We start from the raw sequence: 23,561 nt of genomic DNA on the forward strand, positions 1-23,561 counted from the left end.
GTGTGGACGCGGCGGTGCCGGGCGACTCAAAGCAGGCGGATGATAGCATGGAGTATTCGACAAGAACTGATGCGCTGGAACGGCTTTCGACCGATTGTCTGATCGTGGGCGTGTTCCAGAAGCGCAAGCTCGCGCCCACGGCGGAAGCGCTGGACGCGATGCTCGACGGGCTGCTGGCCAAGCTGCTCAAGCGCGACGATGTGGAGGGCAAGGCCGGCGATACCTTGCTGGTCAACCACGTGCCGGGCGGCCGGATCGACCGCGTGCTGCTGGTGGGGCTGGGGAAACGCGAGGAGCTGAACGTCGCCGTCTATCGGAAGAGCCTGGCGGCGGCGTTCAAGGTGCTGAAGGAATGCGGCGCCAAGCACGCGGCGTCGGCTTTGCTCGAGGTGGAGTTCGGCCAGCGCGGGGCGGACTGGAAGGTTCGCCAGGCCGTCGAGCTCCTGGAAAGCGGGCTCTACCGGTTCCAGGAAATGAAGGGGGATTCCGCCGAAGACCATCCGCCGCGCCTTTCCAGGCTGCAATTCCTCGTGGCGTCCGACGCGGATCAGTCCCTGGCCGAAACGGGAATCCGGGAGGGGCAGGCGATCGCCCACGGCATGACCCTGGCCCGCAACCTGGGCAATCTTCCGGGGAACGTCTGCACGCCCGCCTACCTGGCCGAGCAGGCGCTGAAGATCGGCAAGGAGCACAAGAAGCTGAAGGTCTCGGTGCTGGAGGAGAGCGATATGGAGGAGCTTGGGATGGGCGCCCTGCTGTCGGTGGCGCGCGGCAGCCGCCAGCCGGCCAAGCTGATCGTCATGGAATACCGGGGCGCCGGCGGCAAGGCCAAGCCCTATGTCCTGGTCGGCAAGGGGCTGACTTTCGACGCCGGCGGCATTTCCCTGAAGCCCGCCGCCAACATGGATGAGATGAAGTACGACATGTGCGGCGGCGCCGGCGTGATCGGCGCGATCCAGGCGGTGGCGGAGCTCGGCCTGCCGCTGAACGTGGTCGGTCTCGTGCCGGCGTCGGAGAACCTGCCGGACGGCAACGCCAACAAGCCGGGCGACATCGTCAAGAGCATGGCCGGCATCACCATCGAGATCCTCAACACCGATGCGGAAGGGCGCCTCATCCTGTGCGATGCGCTGACCTACGCCAAGCGCTTCGACCCCGTGGCGGTGATCGACGTGGCGACCCTGACCGGAGCCTGCATCGTGGCGCTGGGGCGTCATCCCAGCGGCTTGATGGGCAACGACGACGCGCTGTGCGAACAGCTGACCCGTGCCGGCGACGCCACCTGGGACCGGGTCTGGCGCATGCCGATCTGGGACGATTACCAGGAGCAGCTCAAGTCCAATTTCGCCGACGTCGCCAACATCGGCGGCCCGGACGGCGGCAGCATCACCGCCGCCTGCTTCCTGTCGCGGTTCGCCAAGGACTTCAAATGGGCGCATCTCGACATCGCGGGGACCGCCTGGAAGACCGGGGCGGACAAGGGTGCCACCGGCCGTCCCGTGCCGCTCCTGGTGCAATACCTCATCGACCGGGCGGCATGACCCGCGTCGATTTCTATCTGCTGCCGGCCAACGAAAGCGTCTTTCCCTATGCCTGCCGGTTGACCGAGAAGGCTTACCGGCAAGGGCACAAGGTATTCCTCTTGACGGACACGGACGAGGAGGCGGCGCGGCTGGACGAGCTGCTGTGGACCTTCCGCCAGGGCAGTTTCGTCCCGCACCGCGCGGTCACCGGAAACACGGATGCCGGCCCCTGTCCGGTGGCAGTGGGCCGGGTGCCGCCCGCCGGCTTCGACGACGTGATGATCAATCTGGGTTCCGCTGTGCCGGAGGCGTTCCGCCGGTTCCGGCGCGTGATCGAGCTGGTCGAGCCGGACGATGCGGCGCGGGCACTCCGACGCGAGCATTTCCGTTATTACCGCAGCCAGGGGCTGAGTCCCGAAATGGTCGACCTCGAATCCGCCGCATGACCGCCCCTGCGGGTCCGCTATCGTTGGCATATTATAATTGCCGGAAAACGCCGGCTTCGGAGCCGGCCGGTTTCGCTCATCTTTCTTGAAATCCATGGACAAAGTCTACGAACCCCACGCCATCGAGCAGCGCTGGTATCAGCTCTGGGAGGAATCCGGCTTCTTCGCCCCGGCGGGCGAGGGCGCACCTTACTGCATCATGATCCCGCCGCCCAACGTCACCGGCAGCCTGCACATGGGGCACGCCTTCCAGGACACGGTGATGGACGTCCTGATCCGCTATCACCGCATGAAGGGCAACCGTACCCTGTGGCAGGCCGGCACCGACCATGCCGGCATCGCCACCCAGATGGTGGTGGAGCGCCAACTCGCCGCCGGCGGCCAGACCCGCCACGATCTGGGCCGCGAGGCGTTCATCGACCGGGTTTGGCAATGGAAGGAGACCTCCGGCGGCACCATCACCCGCCAGCTCCGCCGCATGGGCGCCTCGCTGGACTGGTCGCGAGAGCGCTTCACCATGGACGAGGGACTGTCGCAGGCCGTACGCGAGGTATTCGTCCGGCTGTACGAGGAAGGATTGATCTACCGCGGCAAGCGCCTGGTGAACTGGGACCCGGTGCTGCACACCGCCGTGTCCGACCTGGAGGTGATCTCCGAGGAAGAGCAGGGCCATCTCTGGCACATGCGTTACCCGCTGGCCGAGGGCAGCGGCCATCTGGTGGTGGCGACCACCCGTCCGGAAACCATGCTCGGCGACACCGCCGTCGCGGTGCATCCGGAGGACGAGCGCTACCGCCACCTGATCGGCCAGTCGATCCGGCTGCCGCTGACCGGGCGTGAGATTCCGGTGATCGGCGACGACTACGTCGATCCCGAATTCGGTTCCGGCTGCGTCAAGATCACCCCGGCCCACGATTTCAACGACTATGCCATCGGCGTGCGCCACGCGCTGCCGATGATCAGCGTGTTCGACAAGAGCGCGGCGATCCTGCCGCTGGCGGACGTCCCCGCCAAGTACCACGGCCTCGACCGCTACGAGGCCCGTGACCTGATCGTCCACGATCTCAACGAACTCGGTTTGATCGAGAAGATCGACGAGCACCGCCTGATGGTGCCGCGCGGCGACCGCACCGGCGTGGTGGTCGAACCGTTCCTGACCGACCAGTGGTTCGTCAAGGCGGGTCCCCTGGCCGAGCCGGCGATCAAGGCGGTGGAGGAAGGGCGTATCCGCTTCGTGCCGGAGAACTGGAGCAACACCTATTACCAGTGGATGTACAACATCCAGGACTGGTGCATCAGCCGGCAGATCTGGTGGGGACACCGCATCCCGGCCTGGTACGACGGCGAGGGCCGAGTCTACGTCGGCCGCTCCGAGGACGAAGTCCGGGCGAGGCACGGCCTCGGTGCGTCCGTCGCGCTGCGCCAGGACGAAGACGTGCTGGACACCTGGTTCTCCTCCGCCTTGTGGCCGTTCTCCACCCTGGGCTGGCCCGAGCGCACGCCGGAGCTCGACACCTTCTATCCCACCAGCGTCCTGGTCACCGGCTTCGACATCATCTTCTTCTGGGTGGCCCGGATGATCATGATGGGCTTGAAGTTCATGGGCGACGTGCCGTTCCGTGAGGTCTACATCCACGGCCTGGTGCGCGACGCCGAAGGCCAGAAAATGTCCAAATCGAAGGGCAACGTGCTGGACCCGATCGATCTGATCGACGGCATCGCCCTGGAGGATCTGGTCGCGAAAAGGACCCAGGGGCTGATGCAGCCGCAGATGGCGGCGCGGATCGAGAAGCGCACCCGCCAGGATTTCCCCGAGGGCATCCCGTCCTACGGGACCGACGCCCTGCGTTTCACCTTCGCCTCGCTGGCGTCCACCGGCCGCGACATCCGCTTCGACCTGAAGCGGGTCGAGGGTTACCGCAACTTCTGCAACAAGCTGTGGAACGCGGCGCGCTACGTGCTGATGAACACCGAAGGCCAGGATTGCGGCCTGGGCGGCGTCTGCCACTACAGCCTGCCGGACCGCTGGATCAGGAGCCGCTTCCAGGCGACCGTCGGCGCCGTGACGGAAGCGGTGGGCCAGTACCGCTTCGACCTGGCGGCGCAGGCCATCTACGAGTTCGTCTGGAACGAGTACTGCGACTGGTACCTGGAGCTGGCGAAGGTCGTGCTCCAGTCCGGCGACGAGGCCGCCGCCCGCGGCACCCGCCGCACCCTGGTGGGCGTGCTGGAGGCCCTGCTGCGGCTGGCACATCCGTTCATGCCGTTCATCACCGAGGAAATCTGGGCCAGGGTGGCGCCGCTGACGGGGGCATCCGCGCCCACCGTCATGCGGCGGGACTATCCGGAAATCGACCCGGCGCAGGCCGATCCCGAGGCCGAACGCGAAATGGCCTGGGTGATGGAGGTGATCCTGGGGGTGCGGCGCATCCGGGCGGAAATGAACCTCGCCCCGGCCAAGCCGCTGCCGGTGCTGCTGAGCAACGGGACCGATCTGGACCGCGCCTGGTCGGAGCGTTCGGCCCCCCTGCTGGAGAAACTGGCACGGCTGGAAAGCCTGAGCTGGCTGGCGCCGGGCCAGGCCGAGCCGGAATCGGCGATCGCCCTGGTGGGGGACCTGCGCGTCCTCATTCCGATGCGCGGCCTGATCGACAAGGAGGCCGAGCTGGCACGGCTGGACAAGGAAATCCAGCGCCTGAGCAAGGAACTGCCGCGGCTGGAAGGCAAGCTCGGCGATGCCGGCTTCCTGGGCAAAGCACCGCCGCCGGTGGTGGAAAAGGAGAAGGCCCGTCTCGCCGACTTGCAGGCCGGCCTTGCATCGCTCATCGCCCAGAAAGAACGCATTCAGGCCCTGTGACGCTCCCGCCTACTTCACAACGGGGCGGGCTCGGGGGAGCGGCCTGAACATGGCCGCGGTTTCCGGCGTCCAGCAACTGAGCGGCCTGGCGAAAAGCCTGGTCAAGGCCGGGATGCTTTCCGAGGCGGATGCCCAGGCACATTTCGAGGATGCGCGCCGGAAGAAGACCCCTTTCGTCAGCTATCTCGTCTCCAACAAGATCCTCGACGGTCTCCAGATCGCCCAGGTCGCCCACCAGGAGTTCGGGCTGCCGCTGCTCGATCTGGACGCGGTCGTCTTCGATATTCCCCCGACCCAGTGGGTCAGCGAGAAGCTGATACGGCGCCATCACATCCTGCCCTTGCTGCGGCGGGGCAACCATCTGTTCGTCGCGGTCTCGGATCCGACCAATTTTCTGGGGCTGGACGAAATCACCTTCCAGACCCGTCTCGTCACCGATTGCATCCTGGTCGAGGAGAACAAACTCTCCCGCTGCATCGAAGCGGTCCTGGACGCGGCCGACACCAGCCTCAAGCAACTGCTCGAGGAGGACCTGGACAGTCTCCAGATCACCGCCGGGGACGACGAAGGCTCGCATGCCGAACCGGAAATTTCCGGCATCGACGATGCGCCGATCGTGCGTTTCGTCAACCGGCTCCTGCTGGACGCGGTGCGAAAAGGGGCGTCGGACATCCATATCGAGCCCTACGAAAAATTCCTGCGCATCCGGTTCCGGCACGACGGCATCCTGCACGAGGTGGCGAACCCGCCGGCGGCGCTGGGAATCAAGATCTGCGCCCGCATCAAGGTGATGTCGCGCATGGACATCGCGGAACACCGGATACCCCAGGACGGCCGCATCAAGATGACGTTGTCGCGTTCCCGCGCCATCGATTTCCGTGTCAATACCTGCCCGACGCTGTTCGGGGAAAAGATCGTTCTGCGTATCCTCGATCCGGGTTCAGCCCAGATCGGCGTCGAAATGCTGGGATTCGAACCGGAGCAGCGGGACTATTTCCTGCGTGCCCTGGAAAAACCCTACGGCATGATTCTGGTCACCGGGCCCACCGGCAGCGGCAAGACCGTCACCCTCTACACCGGCCTGAACCTGCTCAATCGCGTCGAAGCCAACATCTCCACGGTGGAGGACCCGGTCGAAATCACGGTCCCGGGGATCAATCAGGTCAACGTCAACTACAAGACCGGCCTCACGTTCGCCGAGGCGCTGCGCGCATTTCTGCGCCAGGACCCCGACATCATCATGGTGGGCGAGATCCGCGACCTGGAGACCGCCGAGATCGCCGTCAAGGCGGCCCAGACCGGCCATCTGGTGCTTTCGACCCTGCATACCAACGATGCCCCTCAGACCTTGAACCGTCTGATGCAGATGGGCATCCCGGCGTTCAACATCGCCTCCTCCGTCCTCCTGATCATGGCGCAGCGGCTGGCCCGCAGGCTTTGTCCGCACTGCAAGCGGGAGGAGAAGCTGCCGCCCGAGGTTCTGCTCGCGTCCGGATTCCGGGAGGAAGATATCGGCAATTTCACGCTTTACGGACCGGGGGGCTGCGAGCAGTGCGTGAAAGGCTACAAGGGGCGGGTCGGCATCTACCAGGTCATGCCGATTTCGGAGGAAATCAACCGCATCATCCTGGAAGGCGGGCACGTGATGGCCCTGACCGAGCAGGCGCATGCGGAAGGCATCGCCGATCTGAGGGAGTCCGGCTTGAAGAAAGTGAGGGCGGGCATCACCAGCCTCGAGGAAATCGACCGCGTGACGAGGGACTGAGAGGGTGGCGAACCAGGAAACCGCATCGTTCGTCTGGGAGGGCTTGGACAGGAACGGCAGCCGGACCAAGGGCGAAGTCAGCGCCCGCTCGGAGATCACCGCGCGCGCGGAGCTGAGGCGGCAGGGCATCCGCGTCGTCAAGATCAAGAAGAAGCCCAAGCCGCTGTTCGGCGGTCCGCGCAAGAAGATCACGCCGAAGCACATCGCGGTGTTCAGCCGCCAGCTCGCGACCATGCTGTCGGCCGGGGTCCCGCTGGTGCAGGCATTCGACATCGTGGGCCGCGGCCACGATAATCCGGCCATGCAGGATCTCCTCCTGGGCATCAAGGCCGACGTCGAGAGCGGCACGACCCTGGCGGATGCGCTATCGAAGCGCCCGGTCCATTTCGACGAGCTGTTCTGCAATTTGGTCCGGGCCGGCGAACAGGCCGGTGTGCTGGAAACCCTGTTGCACAAGGTGGCCGATTACAAGGAAAAAACCGAGTCCCTCAAGGGCAAGATCAAGAAGGCTTTGACCTATCCGATCGCGGTCGTCGTCGTCGCGGTGATCGTGACTTCGATTCTGTTGATTTTCGTGGTGCCGACCTTCGAGGACCTGTTCAAGAGCTTCGGCGCCGATCTGCCCGCCTTCACCCAGCTGGTGATCGATCTTTCGCGCTGGCTGCGGGACTGGTGGTACGTGGCGTTCGGCTCGCTGGGCGTCGCGGCGACGGCGTTCGTGAAGGCTCGGCAGCGTTCGCCGGCGTTCAATCATCTGCTGGACCGGCTGGTCTTGGGAGTCCCGGTCGTCGGCGCCATTCTGCACAAGGCCGCCGTCGCCCGCTTCGCCAGGACCTTGTCCACCATGTCCGCGGCAGGCGTACCCCTGGTCGAGGCATTGCAGTCGGTGGCGGGCGCGACCGGAAACATCATTTACGGCGAGGCGGTCATGAGGATGCGCGACGATGTATCCACCGGCCAGCAGCTCCAGATGTCGATGCGCCAGGCCAACCTGTTCCCCAATATGGTGATGCAGATGGTGGCGATCGGAGAGGAATCGGGCGCGCTCGACAGCATGCTGTCCAAAGTCGCCGATTTCTACGAAGAGGAAGTGGACAATGCGGTGGACTCGTTGAGCAGCCTCCTCGAGCCTTTGATCATGGTGGTTCTGGGCGTGTTGGTCGGAGGGCTCGTGATCGCCATGTATCTGCCGATTTTCAAGCTGGGTTCCGTCGTCTGAAGGGGTGGTCTTGAACGACTTTATTTTGTTTCCGGAGGGTCCAGCGCTGATCGCCATCTGCGGCCTGTTCGGACTGATCATCGGCAGTTTTCTCAACGTGGTCATCCATCGCCTGCCGCTCATGATGGAGCGGGCATGGCGCAGGGAATGCCGGGAATTTCTCGAGCCCGGCAGCGAGCCGCCTTCCGGGGAGCCCGAATACAACCTGTGGAGGCCGGGATCGCAGTGTCCGCATTGCCGGGCGCCGGTCCGGTTCTGGCAGAATGTCCCGCTGCTCAGCTACCTGTGGCTTCGCGGCCGTTGCGCCGCCTGCGGCGCCGCGATCTCCCGGCGTTATCCTCTGGTCGAGATGCTCACGGGCGTGCTGTTCGCAACGGTGGCCTGGCATTTCGGCGCGTCCTGGCAAACCCTGGCCGCGTCCGGCCTGACGGCGGGCCTGATCGCCCTGGCTTTCATCGACCTCGACCATCTTGTGCTCCCGGACGACATCACCCTCCCCCTGCTTTGGCTGGGCCTGCTGCTGAACGCCCAGGGCTTCTTCTGCAGCCTGGAGACGGCGCTGTACGGCGCCGTAACCGGCTATCTCCTCCTGTGGACGGTGCATCGCGGTTTTCTGCTGCTGACCGGACGCGAGGGGATGGGGTTCGGCGACTTCAAGCTGCTCGCGATGCTGGGTGCCTGGATGGGCTGGCCGATGCTGCCGGTGATCATCCTGTTCTCATCGATCTCCGGGGCGGTGATCGGTTCGATTGCGCTGGCGGTGGGCGGAAAGGAGAGGGATACCCCGATTCCGTTCGGGCCGTTTCTGGCGGCTGGCGGCTGGATCGCCCTGCTGTGGGGAAACGTGCTCAACGACGCCTACTGGCGCTGGGCCAGTGTCGGAGGTTAGCCTAAGGATGCTTGTGGTCGGTTTGACGGGCGGCATCGGTGCCGGCAAGTCCACGGTCGCCCGCATGTTCGCCGCGCGCGGCATCGAGGTGTTCGACGCGGACGCAGTGGCGCACCGGCTGCTGGAGCCGGGGCAGCCGGCGTTCAAGGCCGTCGTCCGGGCATTCGGCAGCGGAATCCTCGATGCGGACGGCGGACTGGACCGGGCGGCGCTGAGGCGCCGCGTCTTCGCCGAACCGAAGTCCCGCAGGCGCCTGGAAGGGATCGTGCATCCCCTGGTCTATGCCGAACTCGCGCGTCTGGTGCTGGGGGCGGCGGGCAGCTACTGCCTGCTGTGCGTTCCGCTGCTGTTGGAGACCGGCCGGCGCCGGTTCGTGGACCGCCTTCTGGTCGTGGATTGCCCGGAGACCGTGCAGATCGAGCGGGTGGTTCGGCGGAGCGGTCTGCAGCCCGAGGAGGTGCGTGCCATCATGGCCGCCCAGGTATCCCGTAGCGAGCGGCTGGCGGCGGCGGACGACGTCATCGTCAACGCCGCCGACCCGGCCAGCCTGGAGGCGGAAGTGGATGCCTTGCACCGGCGCTACAGCGTTCTCGCCGCGGCTTGACTAATGGGGGCCAAAGTTGACAATGACGCCGTCGACCGATCGTCCGGCCCGACGATCTCGCGGGCTTACCCCGTATCCCCAATCCGACCGGTTTCCCGAACTTGAAGAATCAAATCGTTTATGAGTTTCCGTTGAACGAACGGATGCGCTTGTTTCTGCGCCTGGAGCAATTGTTCCGTCAGGCGAGACATTTCGCCCAGGGCGGTTCGGTCTGGGATTGCCGCGCGGTCGTGGCGACCTTGAACGAGATCGTCGCGCTGCTCAGCCGGAACGACATCAAGTCGGAGATGCTCAAGGAGCTCGACCGGCTCGGCGGGGCATTGGGCAAGATGCAGGGCAACCAGCACATCGACCAGGCGGCGTTGGCTTCGGTTCTCGGCCAGCTCGATTCCGCCGGCCAGCGCATCTACGGCCATAGCGGACGGATCGGCTTTCAGGTGATGGAGAACGAGCTGTTCAAATCGGTCGCGCAGCGGACGGCGATTCCGGGCGGCACCTGTTCGTTCGATTTGCCAGGCTACCATTTCTGGCTGGAGCGGGATGCCGAACGGCGGCGGAACGAGGCTGCCGAATGGCTGGACAGCTTCCGTCCCGTACAGGAGGGGATCGGGCTCATCCTCGGCCTGCTTCGTGACAGTGCCGCAGGCATCTGGGAAACCGCCCATGGCGGATTCTTCCAGAAGAATCTGGATCATGCCGCGGCAGTACAATTGCTTCGCGTTGCGGTGCCCATCGAGCTGCCCTATTTCGCGGAAATCAGTGGCGGCAAGCACCGCTTCACCGTCCGCTTCCTCACCGGCCTTCCGAACGAGCGTCCCGTGCAGTGCAGCGAGGACGTGCCTTTCCAGTTGACCGCCTGCCTGCTCTGAAGCTCCCCCGATGTCGCGCGTTTACACCGTCGTGCGTTGCCCCCGATGCGGCAAGCCGGTGCCCTGGACCGAGGGGCAGAAGTTCAAGCCGTTTTGCAGCGAACGCTGCCGGCTGATCGATCTGGGCGGCTGGGCCAACGAGGACTACGCCATTCCCGGAGAACCGGCCGACACCGGGGAGCCGTCCGAAGATCGGAACGGCGGGGAAGAGCCTCCCGCCGGCTGAGACTCGGCGCCTATCGGCCGTTTCCGGCCGCTCCTTCCTCTCCGTGCCGGCTGCGGTACCAACTGAGTTTTTCCCGCAACTTCACTACCTCTCCGATGATGACGAGGGTGGGCGCCTTGACCTCCGCGTCCGCGACCCGGGCGGGGAGTGTTTCCAGCGTGGCGGTCACCACCTTCTGGTCGCGGGTGGTGCCTTGCTGGACCAGCGCCGCCGGCCGGGACGGCGGCGCGCCGTGGCGGATCAGTTCGGCACAGATCTGGGGCAGTCCCTGCAAGCCCATGTAAACCACTACGGTCTGACGGGGCCGGGCGAGCTGGGGCCAGTCGAGGCCCTGCAGGGTTCCATCCTTCAGGTGGCCGGCGACGAACACGCAGGCGTGAGCATGGTCGCGGTGGGTAAGGGGAATGCCGGCATAGGCGGCGCATCCTGCCGCCGCCGTGATCCCTGGGACTACCTGGAATGGAATGCCGCGCGCCATCAGGGTTTCGATCTCCTCGCCGCCCCGGCCGAAAATGAACGGATCGCCGCCTTTGAGGCGGACCACGCGGTTGCCTTCCGCGGCCAGATTTGCCAGCAGCTCGTTGAGGCTGTCCTGGGGAATGCTATGGCGGCTGCGTTCCTTGCCCGCATAGACGCGCCGTGCGTCCCGGCGCACCAGCTCCAGTATCTCGGGCGAGACCAGACGGTCGTAGACGACGACGTCGGCCTCCTGGACCAGGCGCAAGGCGCGCAGGGTCAAAAGGTCCGGATCGCCAGGGCCCGCGCCGACCAGCGCGACCGATCCCCGCTCCGGCACGTCTTGCCGGGTGGCGGCGTCCGCTTCTCCCAGTAGCAGGCTCTCGGCTTCCTCCTCGCGCCCCTGCAGCGCCAGCTCACCGGCCGGTCCTTGCAGTGTCCGCTCCCAGAAATGCCGGCGGGCGCGCGGTTCGGGAATCGCCTGCCTGACCCGTTCCCGCAAGCCGGCAGCGATCCGGGCCAGAGTACCGAAACGGGACGGAATACAAGCCTCGATGCGGGTCCGAAGTTGCCGGGCCAGGACGGGTGAGGCGCCTCCGGTGGATACCGCGATCACCACCGGGGAGCGGTCGATGATGGCCGGGAAGATGAAGTCGCACAGATCGGGGCAATCGACCACGTTGACCGGGATGCCACGCCGGTTGGCGGCGGCTGCGACGCTCGCGTTGACCTCGCGATCGTCGGTTGCCGCGATGACCAGCCGAAAACCTTCGCTGTCGGCCGCCTCGAAGGCTTTCGCGCGCAGCCGGACGAGGCCGCGGCCGGCAAGTTCGACGATGGCCTCGTCGGCGGCGGAGGCGATCACGGTGACCTCCGCACCCGCATCGAGTAGCAGGCCGAGCTTGCGGACGGCGACTTCGCCGCCTCCCACGATCAGGCAGGGGGTGTCGCGAAGCTTCAGGAAAATCGGGAGGTAATCCATGGAGGGGGCTTTTGTTAGAATGCGGCCACGTACAACGGAGTCAAAGCATGATGTTCATAGACCAGGAGCTGGATACCAGCGGACTGATGTGTCCGCTGCCGCTGCTGCGCCTGAAAAAAGCCCTGCAGCTCATGGGCAGCGGCCAGACCGTGCGTGTGCGGGCAACCGATCCCGCGTCCGTCCTCGATTTCGGAGTCTATCTCGAACAGGCGGGCCATGATCTCGTCGAATATGCCGAAGAGGCCGGGGCGCACCTCTTCCTGATCCGGAAAGGCTGAAGGGGCCTTCAGGCCGCTCGCAGGCTGATGACCGGCCAGCCCCGCTCCTCGGCCGTGCGGCGCAGCGCAGGGTCGGGATCCACCGCCACCGGATGGGCGACGCGCGAGAGCAAGGGAATGTCGTTGTGGGAATCGCTGTAGAACCAGGTGTCTTCCAGATCGTAGCCATCGTTGTCCGCCAGCCAGGCCGACAGCCGGTGGACCTTGCCCTCGTGGAAGGAGGGGATGCCTTCGACCCCGCCCGTATAGCGGCCTTCGCGGAACTCGGGCTCGGTGGCGATGAGGTTGTCGATGCCGTACAGCCGCACGATGGGTTCGGTCACGAAACGGTTGGTGGCAGTGATGACCAGCAGCGTGTGGCCGGCGGCACGGTGCCGTTCGACCAGTTCCCGGGCCGCGGTCTGCACGATCGGCAGGATTTTTTCTTCGACGAACGACTCGCGCCAGCGAAACAACTGCTCGGGTTCGTTTTCCGCCAGCGGCCGCAAGGCGAACGCCAGGAATTCGCCGATATCCAGCGTGCCGTTCTTGTATGCTTCGTAGAATCGGGTATTGGCCGCTTCATAGGCCTCCGGATCGACGATGCCCCTGTCCACCAGGAAGCGGCCCCAAAGGTAGTCGCTGTCGCCGGCGAGCAACGTGTTGTCGAGGTCGAATATTGCCAGAGTCACGGGTTTCCTTTACATTCCAGATACATTAACGGAATTTCGCATCGGTGTACTGCTCGCAGCCTTCGAGGCTTTCCCACTGGGCTCGTAGGGCCGGTGCGGGGTGGGGTCGATGGCGGGCGAAACGACGCTAAGTCACTTGCGACCGGGAGCAGTATACCAGTTGGAGACAATGGGCGGATTAGCGGGAGATATGATCGATGCCGAGGGCTATCGCCTGAATGTCGGCATCATCCTCAGCAACGACGAGGGCCGGGTGTTCTGGGCGCGCCGGGCGGGCATGCGTTCATGGCAGTTCCCCCAGGGGGGCATCAAGGTCGATGAAGACCCGGATGCCGCGATGTTCCGCGAGCTCTACGAGGAGGTCGGGCTGGAGCGCCAGTACGTCGAGATCATCGCCCGTACCAAGGGCTGGTTGCGCTACCAGCTTCCGGAGCGCTTCATCCGCCGCCGCTCCTATCCTCTTTGCATCGGCCAGAAACAGATCTGGTACATCCTGCGTCTTACCGGTGCCGAAGCCAATATCCGATTGGACTGCTCCGAGCGCCCGGAGTTCGACCGCTGGTGCTGGGTCGATTATTGGCATCCCCTGAGCGACGTCGTCTACTTCAAACGGGAAGTCTACCGCCAGGCCCTGAGCGAACTGCAGCGGGCGTTGCAGGCAGGCCGGCCGGCGGGTACTCAGGCGTCGTCCGACGCCGGCGGCACCGCGACCCGGCAGATCCCAGTTTCCAGCGAGCCCTCCGGCCCCAGCTCGAGCCAGCGGTAGCCCGGCCGTTCCTCGTCCAGTGCGAAGCTCCGGCTGGCGGGCCGGAACTGGATGCAGGTCGAGGGCGTGCCGAGCACGCGCTTTCCCTCGATTTCCATGTCCGAAACCTGGTGCGTGTGGCCGTGCAGGACGGCCCTCACCTGAGGGTGCCGGCCCAGCACGGCGAAAAACTCGCCGGCATTGTCCAGGATCATCGTGTCCATCCAGGCGCTCCCTGAGGGGACGGGATGATGGTGCAGGGCGATGAGGGTGTGGAGCGACGGATGGCCGCTCAGCGTCCGTTCCAGCAGGTCGAGCCGTTCTTCCGACAAGGAGCCGCCGGCGGAGCCGGGCACGGTGCTGTCCAGGCAGACGATGAGCCAGCGGCCCTTCCGGATCACGGGTTCGTGCAGCAGCGGCGTTTGGCTCAGGATGCGGCGGGCGAGCGCGGGTTCGTCGTGATTCCCCGGCAGCCAGTAGCAGGGGGCCGGCAGGCCGGCACAAAGTTCGGCCAGACGCCGGTAGCTTTCCGTCGACGGCTCCTGCGCCAGATCGCCGGTGAACAGGACCAGGTCGAAGCGGTTGCGGTTCGCATGGTCGATGACGGCTCGCAGGCTGGCTGCGCTGTCGATGCCGTAAAACCTGGCTTCCGGATCGGGCAGGATGTGCGAATCGGTGATCTGGAGGAGGCGCAGCGTTCCTGAGTCCGGCATGGTGTCAGCTTTTCCTGGGAATTTCGGCCGGTCTGATCGTCTTGATCAGCACCTGGGAATTGCGTTCGGGGCTGTAGCTCGCACGCCGCTGCGCGGGCAGGTCCGCGGCCGAGGCGGGTTCGAAGCCACGTTCGCGGAACCACTGCATGGCCTGGGTGGTCAGCGCGAAGAGCCGTGTCAGGCCGAGCTTGCGCGCCCGCTGCTCGACGAATTCCAGCAGCCTTTCGCCCCGGCTTTCGCCGCGGTAATCGGGGTGCAGGGCGAGGCAGGCGAATTCGCCCAGGGCCTCGGCCGGAAATTCGTGCAGGGCGGCGCAGCCTACGATCAGTCCGTCGCGCTCGATGACGACATAATCTTCGATTTCGGTCTCCAGGCGTTCGCGGGAGCGGTTCACCAGGGCGCCGGTTTGTTCGAGCGGCCGGATCAGGTCCAGGATGCCGACCACGTCGTTGATGCGGGCCGGGCGCAATTCTTCGAACGGATTGGCGCTGACGAGGGTGCCGACGCCGTCGCGGGTGAACAGCTCCAGCAGCAGGGCGCCGTCGATGTGGCGATCGAGTAGATGGGCGCGGGCCACGCCGGACCGGCAGGCCTTGATGGCGGCGGCCAGGTGCGCGGCCACGCCTGATTCCAGCGAACCGGCCCGTTCCAGCAGGCGCTCGGCCTCCTGCACCGTGATCTGGTGGATCATCCGGCCGTCGGGGCCGGCGCAGGGCTGTTCCATCAGCAACAGGAGCTTGTCGGCGCCAAGGGCGCCGGCCACGGCGGTTGCCACCTCCTCGGCGCTGAGATTGAAGATATCCCCGGTGGGCGAATAGCCGAGCGGAGACACCAGAACGATGCTGCCTTCATCCAGCAGCCGGCGCATCGCGCCGGCGTCGACGCGGCGCACGTCGCCGGTATAGCCGAAATCCACGCCGTCGCGTACGCCCAAGGGCTTGGCGACCACGAAGTTGCCCGAAGCGACCCGGATCCGCGCTCCGGCCATGGGTGAATTGGCGGCGCCCATCGACAGCAAGGCCTCGATCTCCACCCGCACGGCGCCGGCGGCCTCCTGCACGCATTCCAGCGCGGCCGCGTCCGTGATCCGCAGGCCCCGGTGGTAGCGCAGTTCCGCGCCGCGGCCACGCAGGCGCCGCTCCACCTGAGGGCGGGTGCCGTGCACCAGCACCAGCTTGATCCCTAAGCTGTGGAGCAGGGCGAAGTCGTGGACCAGTTCGGCGAAGCGCCCCTCGGTAAGGGCTTCGCCGCCGAAACTGACGACGAAGGTGCGGTTCCGGTGCGCATGGATGTAAGGGGCGGCGCCGCGGAACCAGCGTACGAAGGTCTGGGGGGCGATGCCTGAATTCATCCCGAGGCGTCCTCCGTCAGGGCGCAGGAACCGGCGCGATGCAGTAGCGCTCGATGAGGCCGCGGAGAATCGCCGTCGCCGGCTCGACGTGTTCCAGCGGCAGGTATTCGTCGGGCTGATGGGCTTGCTCGATGTGGCCGGCGCCCAGGACCACGGTTTCCACGCCGAGCCGGGAAAGGAAGGGGGCCTCGGTACCGAAGGAAACCGCGCCGGCCCGGGCGTGGCTCAGATGCTCGCAGCAGCGCACCAGCCCGGCGTCCGCCCGGGTTTCGAAAGCCGGCACGCCGCCGAACAGGGATTCGACGGAAAGCTCGAGCCGGGGCGAAGCAAGCAGGGCCTGTCCCAGCCGTCGCTTCAGCAGGCTGCGGAGATCCTCGATGTCCATGCCGGGCAAAGGCCGCAGGTCGATGCTCAGTTCGCAATGGCCGCAGATGCGGTTGGGGTTGTCGCCGCCGTGGATGGCGCCGAGGTTCAGGGTCGGCACCGGCACGGCGAAGGCCGGATTGCGGTAGCGCTCTTGCAACTCCTCGCGGATGGCCAGCAGTTCGGAAATCACCCGGTGCATGCCCTCGATGGCGTTCGCACCCAGGGAGGGATCGCTGGAGTGCCCGGCCTGGCCGCGGACGCGGATCGATTCCATCATGACGCCCTTGTGCATGCGGATGGGCTTGAGGCCGGTAGGCTCCCCGATCACGCAGCAGCGGGCCGGCGCGAGCTGTTCCGGCAGGAGCGCCTTGGCGCCGGCCATGGAACTCTCCTCGTCCGCCGTGGCGACCAGCAGCAGGGGCCTTCGCAGTGCGGTGGGATCGATTTCACTCGCGGCGGCCAGCGCCAGGGCGAAGAAGGACTTCATGTCGGCGCTGCCGAGCCCGTAGATCCGCCCTTCCTTCTCGATCGCCGTGAACGGGTCGCTGTGCCAGCGGTCGGGATCGCAGGGCACCGTGTCGGTATGGCCGGATAGCGCCAGACCTTCGCCGCCTTCCGCCGGCCCGAGGCTGGCGATCAGGTTGGCCTTGCCGTGCTCCAGAGGCTGGATTGCGACGCGGAAGTCCAGCGCTTCGGCCCATTCGGCCAGCAGGTCGACCACGGCCCGGTTGGACTGGTCGAAGCGTGGGTCGGTGCAACTGACCGAGGGCCGGGCGATCAGCGCCCGGATCATCTCGCACAGGGGCGGCAGGCGCCGGGCCATGGTTGCCGTGCGAGGCTAGAGATCGTTGTCGGTGACGGCGCCTTCCGAGGCCGAGCCCACCAGCTTGGCGTACTTGGCCAGCACGCCTTTGGTATAGCGCGGCGCCGGCTGGCTCCACTGCGCCAGGCGCCGTCCGATTTCGTCGTCGGCGACGTGCAGGGTCAGTTCGCGGGTCTCGGCGTCGATGGTGATGGTGTCGCCGTCCCGGACGACCGCCAGCGGCCCGCCGGTGTAGGCTTCCGGCGTGATGTGGCCGACCACGAAGCCGTGGGTGCCGCCGGAGAAGCGGCCGTCGGTGATGAGCGCGACCTCCTTGCCCAGGCCCTTGCCCATGACCGCCGAGGTGGGCGAGAGCATCTCGCGCATGCCGGGTCCGCCCTTGGGACCTTCGTAGCGGATGACGATGACGTCGCCCTTCACCACCGTGCCGTCGAGGATGGCCTTGAGCGCCTGTTCCTCGCAGTCGAACACGCGGGCGGTGCCGGTGAAGCTCAGTCCTTCCTTCCCGGTGATCTTGGCGACCGCGCCTGCCGGCGCCAGGTTGCCCCTGAGGATCACCAGATGGCTGTCCTTCTTGATGGGGTTGTCCAGCGGCCGGATCATGTCCTGTCCGGGCGGGTAGTCGGGCGCTTCGGCCAGGTTCTCCGCCAGGGTCTTGCCGGTCACGGTGATGCAGTCGCCATGCAGCAGGCCGGCTTTGAGCAATTCCTTCATCAACGGCTGAATGCCGCCGATTTCCACCAGTTCGGCCATGGAGTATCTGCCGCTGGGTTTCAGGTCGGCCAGCATCGGCACCTTCCGGCCGATGCGGGTGAAATCGTCGAGCTTCAGGTCGACGCCGCAGGCGTTGGCCATGGCCAGCAGATGCAGCACCGCGTTGGTGGAGCCGCCCAGGGCGATCACCACGGTGATGGCGTTTTCGAACGCCGGCTTGGTCATGATGTCGCGGGGCTTGAGCCCCAGGTCCAGGAGCTTGAGCACCTGCATGCCGGCGCGTTCGCAATCCACCTCCTTATCCCTGGAAATCGCTACCTGGGCCGAACTCCCCGGCAGGCTCATCCCCAGCGCCTCGATGGCGGAGGCCATGGTGTTGGCGGTGTACATGCCGCCGCAGGAGCCCGGGCCGGGGATGGCGTTGGACTCGATGGCGTGCAGTTCGGCGTCGTCGATGCGGTTGTTGGCACGGGCGCCTACCGCCTCGAACACCGACACCACGTCCAGCTTCTTGCCGCCGTGGCAGCCGGGCAGGATGGTGCCGCCGTAGACGAACACCGCCGGACGATTCAGGCGGGCCAGGGCGATCATGCAGCCGGGCATGTTCTTGTCGCAGCCGCCGATGGCGACCACGCCGTCATAACCCTGGCAGCCGACCACGGTTTCGATCGAATCGGCGATCACTTCGCGCGACACCAGGGAATATTTCATGCCCTCGGTGCCCATGGAGATGCCGTCCGAGATGGTGATGGTGTTGAAGATCACCGCTTTGCCGCCGCTGCCGTCGACGCCGCGCGCCGCATCCTCGGCCAGCTTGTTGATGTGCATGTTGCACGGCGTCACCATCGCCCAGGTGGAGGCGATGCCGATCTGCGGCTTGGCGAAATCGGCATCGCCGAAGCCGACGGCGTGCAGCATGGCGCGGCTCGGCGCGCGCTCCATGCCGTCGACGACCTGGGACGAAAAGGGACGGGGGTGCTTGTCGGTCATGTTGCGTTTCCTTCGGGAATGTCCGGTTCGCCCTGGATGGCGAGGATGAGAGACGTCAGAACGAGTCCCAGCTGCTGCGTTTGCGCCAGCCGAGCTGTGGAACGATCAGGCCCAGCACGAAGCCGCCGGCCAGCACGCCGGCGCCGATCAGGAACCAGCGTTGCCGGGCGTCCTCCGCCAGCGCCTGGTTTTCCAGGCGCTTGGCTTCGAGATCGCGCTCGACTGTCGCCAGCGTTTCGCGTAGATGGTTGCGTTCCGCTTCGATCTGAAGGGCGTTGGCCGCGGTCTGTCGGATCGAGGCCAGTTCCTCCGTCAGACGCTCGTTTTCCGAGCCGAGATTGCGGGAGTTCGATTCCGCCGCCTCCCGGCCGGACCGCAGGTCGGCGAGCTCGGCTTCGAGCGATTTGCGCTGGTTTTCGAGTTCGGCGAGTTTCTGCTTGAGCTCGAGGTTTTTCTGCTTTACCTCGTTGAAGTCCTTCAGGAGAACGACCTGGGCGCCGCGCGGTTTCGGGGCCTGGGCCGGCGGCGGGGCGGACTCGGCCGGCACACGGCCGCGTTCCGGTGCGGCGCTCGCTCCCGAAGCCGCGGCAAGCAGAAGGCAGGCTAGGGTTCTTTTCATCTCGGGCCGAAATACCAATGAAAAAAACGGACGAATGCGGTTAGGGATGGCGGGACACGCCGTATCCCGGCAATGGATACCGATTATAACGCCGACTGCGGATTCACCAACGCGGCCTGGACCCGCTTCAAGCCGCCAGCAGAAATTCCAGCAAAGCTTTCTGGGCGTGCAGCCGATTTTCGGCTTCGTCCCAGACCACGCTCTGCGGACCTTCCAGCACCTCGGCGGAAACTTCCTCGCCGCGATGGGCGGGGAGGCAGTGCATGAACAGCGCGTCGGGGCGCGCCAGGGCCATGATGGAGGAATCCACCTGGTAGCTCTGGAACGCGCCGGTGCGCTCGGCCTGCTCGCTCTCCTGTCCCATGCTGGCCCAGACGTCGGTCACGACCAGATCGACGCCGGCCACCGCGGTTCTGACGTCCTGGCCGACCTCGACGCGCTTTCCCGCCGCTTCGACCAGATCGGTCTCGGGTTCGTAGCCCGGAGGGCAGGCGATGCGCAATTCGAAATCCAGCAGTTCGGCGGCGTGGACGTAGGTTTGGCACATATTGTTGCCGTCGCCGATCCAGGCGACGGTTTTGCCGGCGATGTCCCCGCGGTGTTCGAAATAAGTCTGCATGTCCGCCAGAAGCTGGCAGGGATGGAAACGGTCGGTGAGCCCGTTGATGACGGGTACCCTGGAGTACTCGGCGAAGATTTCCACCGTGCGGTGCGAATGGGTGCGGAGCATGACGCAGTCCACCATGCGGGACAGCACCCGTGCCGAATCCTCGATCGGCTCGCCGCGTCCGAGCTGCGTGTCACGCGGGGACAGGAAGATGGAACTGCCGCCGAACTGGGCCATGCCGACTTCGAACGACACCCGGGTACGGGTCGAGGATTTTTCGAACACCATCCCCAGGACCTTGTTTTTCAGGGGTTCGTAGGTTTCTTTCCGTGCCTTGAGTTCGATCGCGCGGGCGATCAGCTCCCGGAATTCGGCGGAACTGAGGTCGCGCAAGGTGACGAGGTGACGCGGTTTCATGGCGAATCTGCTGGATCGGTGATATCAACCAACGGTGCCGAGATGGCTTTCCACGATGGAACTCAATCGCTCCACCAGGTCGTCGGCCTGGGCGTCCGTCAGTATCAGGGGCGGGAGCAGACGCACGGTCCGCTCCGCGGTGACGTTGATGAGCAAGCCCTGCTCCAGGGCGATCCCGACGAGCTCGGTACAGGGCCGCTCGAATTCGATACCGATCATGAGGCCCAGGCCCCGGATTTCGGTTACGCCGGGATGTTCGCCAAGGCGGGCCAGGAGGCCGCCCAGCAACCGCTGGCCAAGGCTCTCCGCCCGCGTCACCAAGGCCTGCTGTTCCAGGGTGTCCATCACCGCCAGGGCCGCGGCGCAGGCCAGCGGATTGCCGCCGAAGGTGGAGCCGTGCTTGCCGGGCGTGAGCATTTCCGCGGCGACGCCGCGCGCAAGACACGCGCCGATCGGCACGCCATTGCCGAGCGCCTTCGCCAGCGCCATCACGTCCGGGACGATTGCGGCATGCTGGTGGCCGAACATCCGGCCGGTCCGGCCCATGCCCGTTTGAACTTCATCGAGCATCAGCAGCCAGCCGCGGCGCTCGCACAGCGACTTGAGACGCGCCAGGTAACCGTGAGGTGGAATGCGGACCCCGCCTTCGCCCTGCACCGGTTCGACCAGAACGGCGACGACGTCGGGATCGTCGACGGCGGCGACGGCCTCCGCGTCGCCGTAGGGCAGGCGCACGAAGCCGCCGACCAGGGGCGCAAATCCTTCCTGGACCTTCGGGTTGCCGGTGGCGCTCAGCGTTGCCAGCGTGCGGCCGTGGAAACTTCCATCCATGACGACGATCTTCGGATCGTCGATGCCGCGGTGATGTCCGTAACGCCGCGCGATCTTGATCGCGGCCTCATTGGCCTCGGCGCCCGAGTTGCAAAAGAAGGCGTTGTCCATTCCGCTCAGGCCGCAGAGGCGTCCGGCCAGTTCTTCCTGCAGCCCGATGCGGTACAGGTTGGAGCTGTGGACCAGCCGCCCGGCCTGATCGCACAAAGCCTTCGCCACTGCCGGATGGGCGTGGCCCAGGCTGCAAACGGCGACGCCGGAAACGGCGTCGAGGTAACGCTTGCCTTCGGTGTCGAAAAGCCATGCGCCCTCACCTTGGGTGAACGTCACGGGTTGCCGGGCGTAAGTCGGCATGATGTTGCTCGTCATCGATGTGCGGAAAAACCCGAAAAAAACAAAAGGCAGTCGAGCCAGACTGCCTAGGAGGGGAGGAAGGTTAACGGAAAAGAAGGAGCAGCACAAGAACTTCATCGACCCGATACGGCAGGCCGTTTCAGCCAGGCCGGCCGGTGTCGGCCACTCGGCCATTCCGCTTGACGTCCTGGGTTCGGTATCGAACAATCAAAAAATTTCACCCGGAGCAAATGAAGAGGCAAACCGTGGACGTGATCGAAAGTATCAAGCGCCAGATCGCAGACAATCCCGTCATCCTGTACATGAAGGGAACGCCGGATTTCCCGCAGTGCGGATTTTCCGGACGGGCTGTGCAGATTCTCGACAAGTGCGGAGCGGAGTACGCCTTCGTCAACGTTTTCGAGGCGCCCGGCATTCGTGAGAACCTGAAGCTGGTTTCCAACTGGCCGACTTTTCCTCAGTTGTTCATCGGCGGCGAACTGGTCGGCGGCAGCGACATCATGATGGAGCTTTACGAGAGCGGCGAACTGCAGAAACTGCTTGCCGGAGCAAAAAAGGCCGGGGAGCGGCAAGCCTGAACCCGGACGGTCATTCCGGCGGCAGGAGTTCGGTCATCCGCTTCCAGCGGTTGACGATGGTGCAAAAGAGGCGAGCGGTCTGGTTGGCGTCGTAGGCCGCCGAATGGGCTTCCTGATGGTCCCAGCTGAGCCCCGCCGCTTGCGCCGCTCGCGCCAGGACGGTCTGGCCGTAGGCGAGGCCGCCCAGGGTCGCGGTATCGAACGTGCTGAAGGGGTGGAAGGGATTCTTCTTGATCCTGGCGCGGCTCGATGCGGCGTTGAGGAAGGCGATGTCGAAAGCCGGGTTGTGGCCCACGAGGATCGCCCGTGTGCAGCCGTGCTGCCGGATGGATTGCTGGATGGCGTCGAAAATCTGCGACAGCGCATCGCGTTCGTCCACCGCGAACCGGAAGGGATGAAATGGATTGATCTTGTTGAAGCTCAGCGCGGCCTCATCCAGCTTGGCGCCTTCGAAAGGCTTCACATGCAACTGATGGGTGCGGACGGGGTGAAGATTTCCCGATTCATCCATGTCCAGGTGGACGGCGGCGATTTCGAGGAGGGCGTTGGCATGCGGATCGAAACCGGAGGTCTCGACGTCCACGACGACCGGCAGGTAACTCCGGAAGCGCCTGGCCAGGGGGGATTTGCGGGAAGTCATAAAGAGTGCCGATCGCGGGTTTGCGGTGCATTAGCACCCATTGTAAGGCGATTTCGGGGCCGATTGCATTGCGGATTGCGGCATAGCGTTTAGAATACGCACACGCGTCAAGCTCCCCTGGAATCACGAGATCAAGGGTATAAGAACAGTATGGAAAATTCTCGAATCATGCCCGACCGGCTTGTGCTGGTCTTTCTAGTCGCGGCGGGGGCGGCCGGCTGTGCGTCGGATAACGTCAAACAGGAGGAGCCGGTCAAGGCGGGCACTCCCCAGACGCATGTCGATTCGCGTGACCCTTGGGAGGGGTGGAACCGCGGCGTGCAGTCCTTCAACGACGGACTGGACGACTACTTCATGAAGCCCGTGGCAAAGGGCTATCAATGGGCCGCTCCCAAATTCGTCGACAAGGGGGTCACGAATTTTTTCAGTAATGTCGACGACGTTTCGGTGATTGCGAATGATCTGCTCCAGTTCAAACTGCTGCAGACGGGACAGGATTTGGGGCGCTTCATCGTCAACTCGACGATCGGCATGGCGGGATTCATCGACGTGGCAGACAAGCTCGATCTGCCCAAACACTACGAGGACTTCGATCAGACCTTGGCGATCTGGGGCGTGCCTTCCGGTCCGTATCTCGTGCTGCCCGTCATCGGGCCGGGTTCGCCGCGCGGCGTGGTCGGCTTCGCCGGCGATACCGCGGCCAACCCCATCAACTACGTCACGCCGGCAGCGGTTCCCTGGGGTGCCGGAGCCGGGCGGTACGTGGACGTCCGGGCCGACATGCTGAGCGCGACCAAGATCGCCGACGAGGCTTCGGTGGACCGTTACGAGTTCATCCGAAACGCCTATTTCCAGCAGCGGAACTATCTGATTCACGATGGCAATCCACCGCTCGAAGAGGATTTCGGCGGCGGCGAAGGCGTGGAGATGGAATTGGAGCTGCAGGGCATCGAAGACCGCGCCAACGAAGCCAAAGAGAAGGAAAAGGCAGAGCCGGCTTCACCCTGACGGTTTTTTCCGCAGTTGCA

At 65.3% G+C, this 23,561-nt stretch carries 23 protein-coding genes; 13 read left to right on the top strand and 10 right to left on the bottom strand.

Annotated elements, in window-relative coordinates:
* Window positions 1-47: 47 nt before the first annotated feature.
* The 9 genes from ABZN20_RS00435 (at window position 48) to yacG (ending at window position 10,398) form a co-directional block, all read left to right on the top strand.
* The gene (locus ABZN20_RS00435; protein WP_218806192.1) at window positions 48-1,541 is read left to right on the top strand and encodes a leucyl aminopeptidase; all 1,494 of its coding nucleotides are present in this window, start codon (window positions 48-50) and stop codon (window positions 1,539-1,541) included.
* Complete coding sequence (locus ABZN20_RS00440; protein ID WP_218806193.1) at window positions 1,538-1,969, top strand: DNA polymerase III subunit chi; 432 nt, start codon at window positions 1,538-1,540, stop codon at window positions 1,967-1,969. The genes ABZN20_RS00435 and ABZN20_RS00440 overlap by 4 nt, the downstream gene beginning before the upstream one ends.
* A 94-nt stretch (window positions 1,970-2,063) precedes the next feature.
* Window positions 2,064-4,826 (top strand): valine--tRNA ligase, encoded by a 2,763-nt coding sequence (locus ABZN20_RS00445; protein WP_367026429.1) that lies wholly within the window; start codon window positions 2,064-2,066, stop codon window positions 4,824-4,826.
* 49 nt (window positions 4,827-4,875) lie between these two features.
* A complete protein-coding gene (gene pilB / locus ABZN20_RS00450; RefSeq protein ID WP_367026430.1) occupies window positions 4,876-6,591 on the top strand; it encodes a type IV-A pilus assembly ATPase PilB in 1,716 nt (571 codons plus the stop codon).
* Window positions 6,592-6,595: 4 nt separating this feature from the next.
* Window positions 6,596-7,810 carry a type II secretion system F family protein gene (locus tag ABZN20_RS00455; RefSeq protein WP_218806196.1) on the top strand — a complete coding sequence of 405 codons (1,215 nt, stop codon included), beginning with the start codon at window positions 6,596-6,598 and terminating at the stop codon, window positions 7,808-7,810.
* 10 nt (window positions 7,811-7,820) lie between these two features.
* Window positions 7,821-8,699 carry a prepilin peptidase gene (locus tag ABZN20_RS00460; RefSeq protein ID WP_218806197.1) on the top strand — a complete coding sequence of 293 codons (879 nt, stop codon included), beginning with the start codon at window positions 7,821-7,823 and terminating at the stop codon, window positions 8,697-8,699.
* A 7-nt stretch (window positions 8,700-8,706) separates the two neighbouring features.
* Window positions 8,707-9,303 (top strand): dephospho-CoA kinase, encoded by a 597-nt coding sequence (gene coaE / locus ABZN20_RS00465; protein ID WP_367026431.1) that lies wholly within the window; start codon window positions 8,707-8,709, stop codon window positions 9,301-9,303.
* Between the two features lie 101 nt (window positions 9,304-9,404).
* A complete protein-coding gene (gene zapD, locus ABZN20_RS00470; RefSeq protein WP_218806199.1) occupies window positions 9,405-10,172 on the top strand; it encodes a cell division protein ZapD in 768 nt (255 codons plus the stop codon).
* Between the two features lie 10 nt (window positions 10,173-10,182).
* Window positions 10,183-10,398: a DNA gyrase inhibitor YacG gene (gene yacG / locus ABZN20_RS00475; RefSeq protein ID WP_218806200.1), complete on the top strand. Its 216-nt coding sequence runs from the start codon at window positions 10,183-10,185 to the stop codon at window positions 10,396-10,398.
* Between the two features lie 10 nt (window positions 10,399-10,408).
* Here yacG and cysG read toward each other — a convergent pair whose 3' ends face one another.
* Window positions 10,409-11,836, bottom strand: a complete 1,428-nt coding sequence (gene cysG, locus ABZN20_RS00480; RefSeq protein ID WP_218806201.1) for a siroheme synthase CysG — start codon at window positions 11,834-11,836, stop codon at window positions 10,409-10,411.
* Between the two features lie 47 nt (window positions 11,837-11,883).
* On the opposite strand from cysG, the gene ABZN20_RS00485 reads away from it, so the two are divergent.
* The gene (locus ABZN20_RS00485; RefSeq protein ID WP_218806202.1) at window positions 11,884-12,114 is read left to right on the top strand and encodes a sulfurtransferase TusA family protein; all 231 of its coding nucleotides are present in this window, start codon (window positions 11,884-11,886) and stop codon (window positions 12,112-12,114) included.
* Between the two features lie 8 nt (window positions 12,115-12,122).
* On the opposite strand, the gene ABZN20_RS00490 is transcribed toward ABZN20_RS00485, so the two are convergent.
* Window positions 12,123-12,785: an HAD family hydrolase gene (locus ABZN20_RS00490; protein ID WP_218806203.1), complete on the bottom strand. Its 663-nt coding sequence runs from the start codon at window positions 12,783-12,785 to the stop codon at window positions 12,123-12,125.
* 190 nt (window positions 12,786-12,975) lie between these two features.
* Between ABZN20_RS00490 and ABZN20_RS00495 the strand changes: the two genes are divergently transcribed.
* Window positions 12,976-13,551, top strand: coding sequence for an RNA pyrophosphohydrolase (locus ABZN20_RS00495; protein WP_367026433.1), 576 nt, complete (start codon window positions 12,976-12,978; stop codon window positions 13,549-13,551).
* Here ABZN20_RS00495 and cpdA read toward each other — a convergent pair.
* The 7 genes from cpdA to ABZN20_RS00530 form a co-directional block, all read right to left on the bottom strand.
* Window positions 13,464-14,243 (bottom strand): 3',5'-cyclic-AMP phosphodiesterase, encoded by a 780-nt coding sequence (gene cpdA / locus ABZN20_RS00500; RefSeq protein WP_367026434.1) that lies wholly within the window; start codon window positions 14,241-14,243, stop codon window positions 13,464-13,466. The two genes, ABZN20_RS00495 and cpdA, sit on opposite strands and share 88 nt — an antisense overlap.
* Window positions 14,244-14,247: 4 nt before the next feature.
* Complete coding sequence (gene argA, locus ABZN20_RS00505; RefSeq protein WP_218806206.1) at window positions 14,248-15,594, bottom strand: amino-acid N-acetyltransferase; 1,347 nt, start codon at window positions 15,592-15,594, stop codon at window positions 14,248-14,250.
* Between the two features lie 16 nt (window positions 15,595-15,610).
* A complete protein-coding gene (argE, locus tag ABZN20_RS00510; protein ID WP_367026435.1) occupies window positions 15,611-16,783 on the bottom strand; it encodes an acetylornithine deacetylase in 1,173 nt (390 codons plus the stop codon).
* Window positions 16,784-16,798: 15 nt separating this feature from the next.
* A complete protein-coding gene (ilvD, locus tag ABZN20_RS00515) occupies window positions 16,799-18,487 on the bottom strand; it encodes a dihydroxy-acid dehydratase (protein WP_367026436.1) in 1,689 nt (562 codons plus the stop codon).
* Between the two features lie 55 nt (window positions 18,488-18,542).
* Window positions 18,543-19,106 (bottom strand): TIGR04211 family SH3 domain-containing protein, encoded by a 564-nt coding sequence (locus tag ABZN20_RS00520; RefSeq protein ID WP_367026437.1) that lies wholly within the window; start codon window positions 19,104-19,106, stop codon window positions 18,543-18,545.
* A gap of 127 nt (window positions 19,107-19,233) precedes the next feature.
* Window positions 19,234-20,130 carry an ornithine carbamoyltransferase gene (gene argF / locus ABZN20_RS00525; RefSeq protein ID WP_367026438.1) on the bottom strand — a complete coding sequence of 299 codons (897 nt, stop codon included), beginning with the start codon at window positions 20,128-20,130 and terminating at the stop codon, window positions 19,234-19,236.
* Between the two features lie 24 nt (window positions 20,131-20,154).
* Window positions 20,155-21,330 (bottom strand): aspartate aminotransferase family protein, encoded by a 1,176-nt coding sequence (locus ABZN20_RS00530; protein ID WP_218806211.1) that lies wholly within the window; start codon window positions 21,328-21,330, stop codon window positions 20,155-20,157.
* 230 nt (window positions 21,331-21,560) lie between these two features.
* Here ABZN20_RS00530 and grxD point away from each other — a divergent pair, with 230 nt between their 5' ends.
* On the top strand, window positions 21,561-21,893 hold the full coding sequence (grxD, locus tag ABZN20_RS00535; RefSeq protein ID WP_305080271.1) for a Grx4 family monothiol glutaredoxin: 333 nt from the start codon (window positions 21,561-21,563) through the stop codon (window positions 21,891-21,893).
* Window positions 21,894-21,903: 10 nt separating this feature from the next.
* Here the strand turns inward: grxD and rnt are convergent, their stop codons facing one another.
* Window positions 21,904-22,533: a ribonuclease T gene (rnt, locus tag ABZN20_RS00540; RefSeq protein WP_218806213.1), complete on the bottom strand. Its 630-nt coding sequence runs from the start codon at window positions 22,531-22,533 to the stop codon at window positions 21,904-21,906.
* Between the two features lie 150 nt (window positions 22,534-22,683).
* Between rnt and ABZN20_RS00545 the strand changes: the two genes are divergently transcribed.
* Window positions 22,684-23,541: an MlaA family lipoprotein gene (locus ABZN20_RS00545; RefSeq protein WP_218806214.1), complete on the top strand. Its 858-nt coding sequence runs from the start codon at window positions 22,684-22,686 to the stop codon at window positions 23,539-23,541.
* Window positions 23,542-23,561 lie beyond the last annotated feature (20 nt).

It is taken from the genome of Methylococcus sp. ANG, assembly GCF_040730495.1.
Classification (GTDB): Bacteria; Pseudomonadota; Gammaproteobacteria; order Methylococcales; family Methylococcaceae; genus Methylococcus.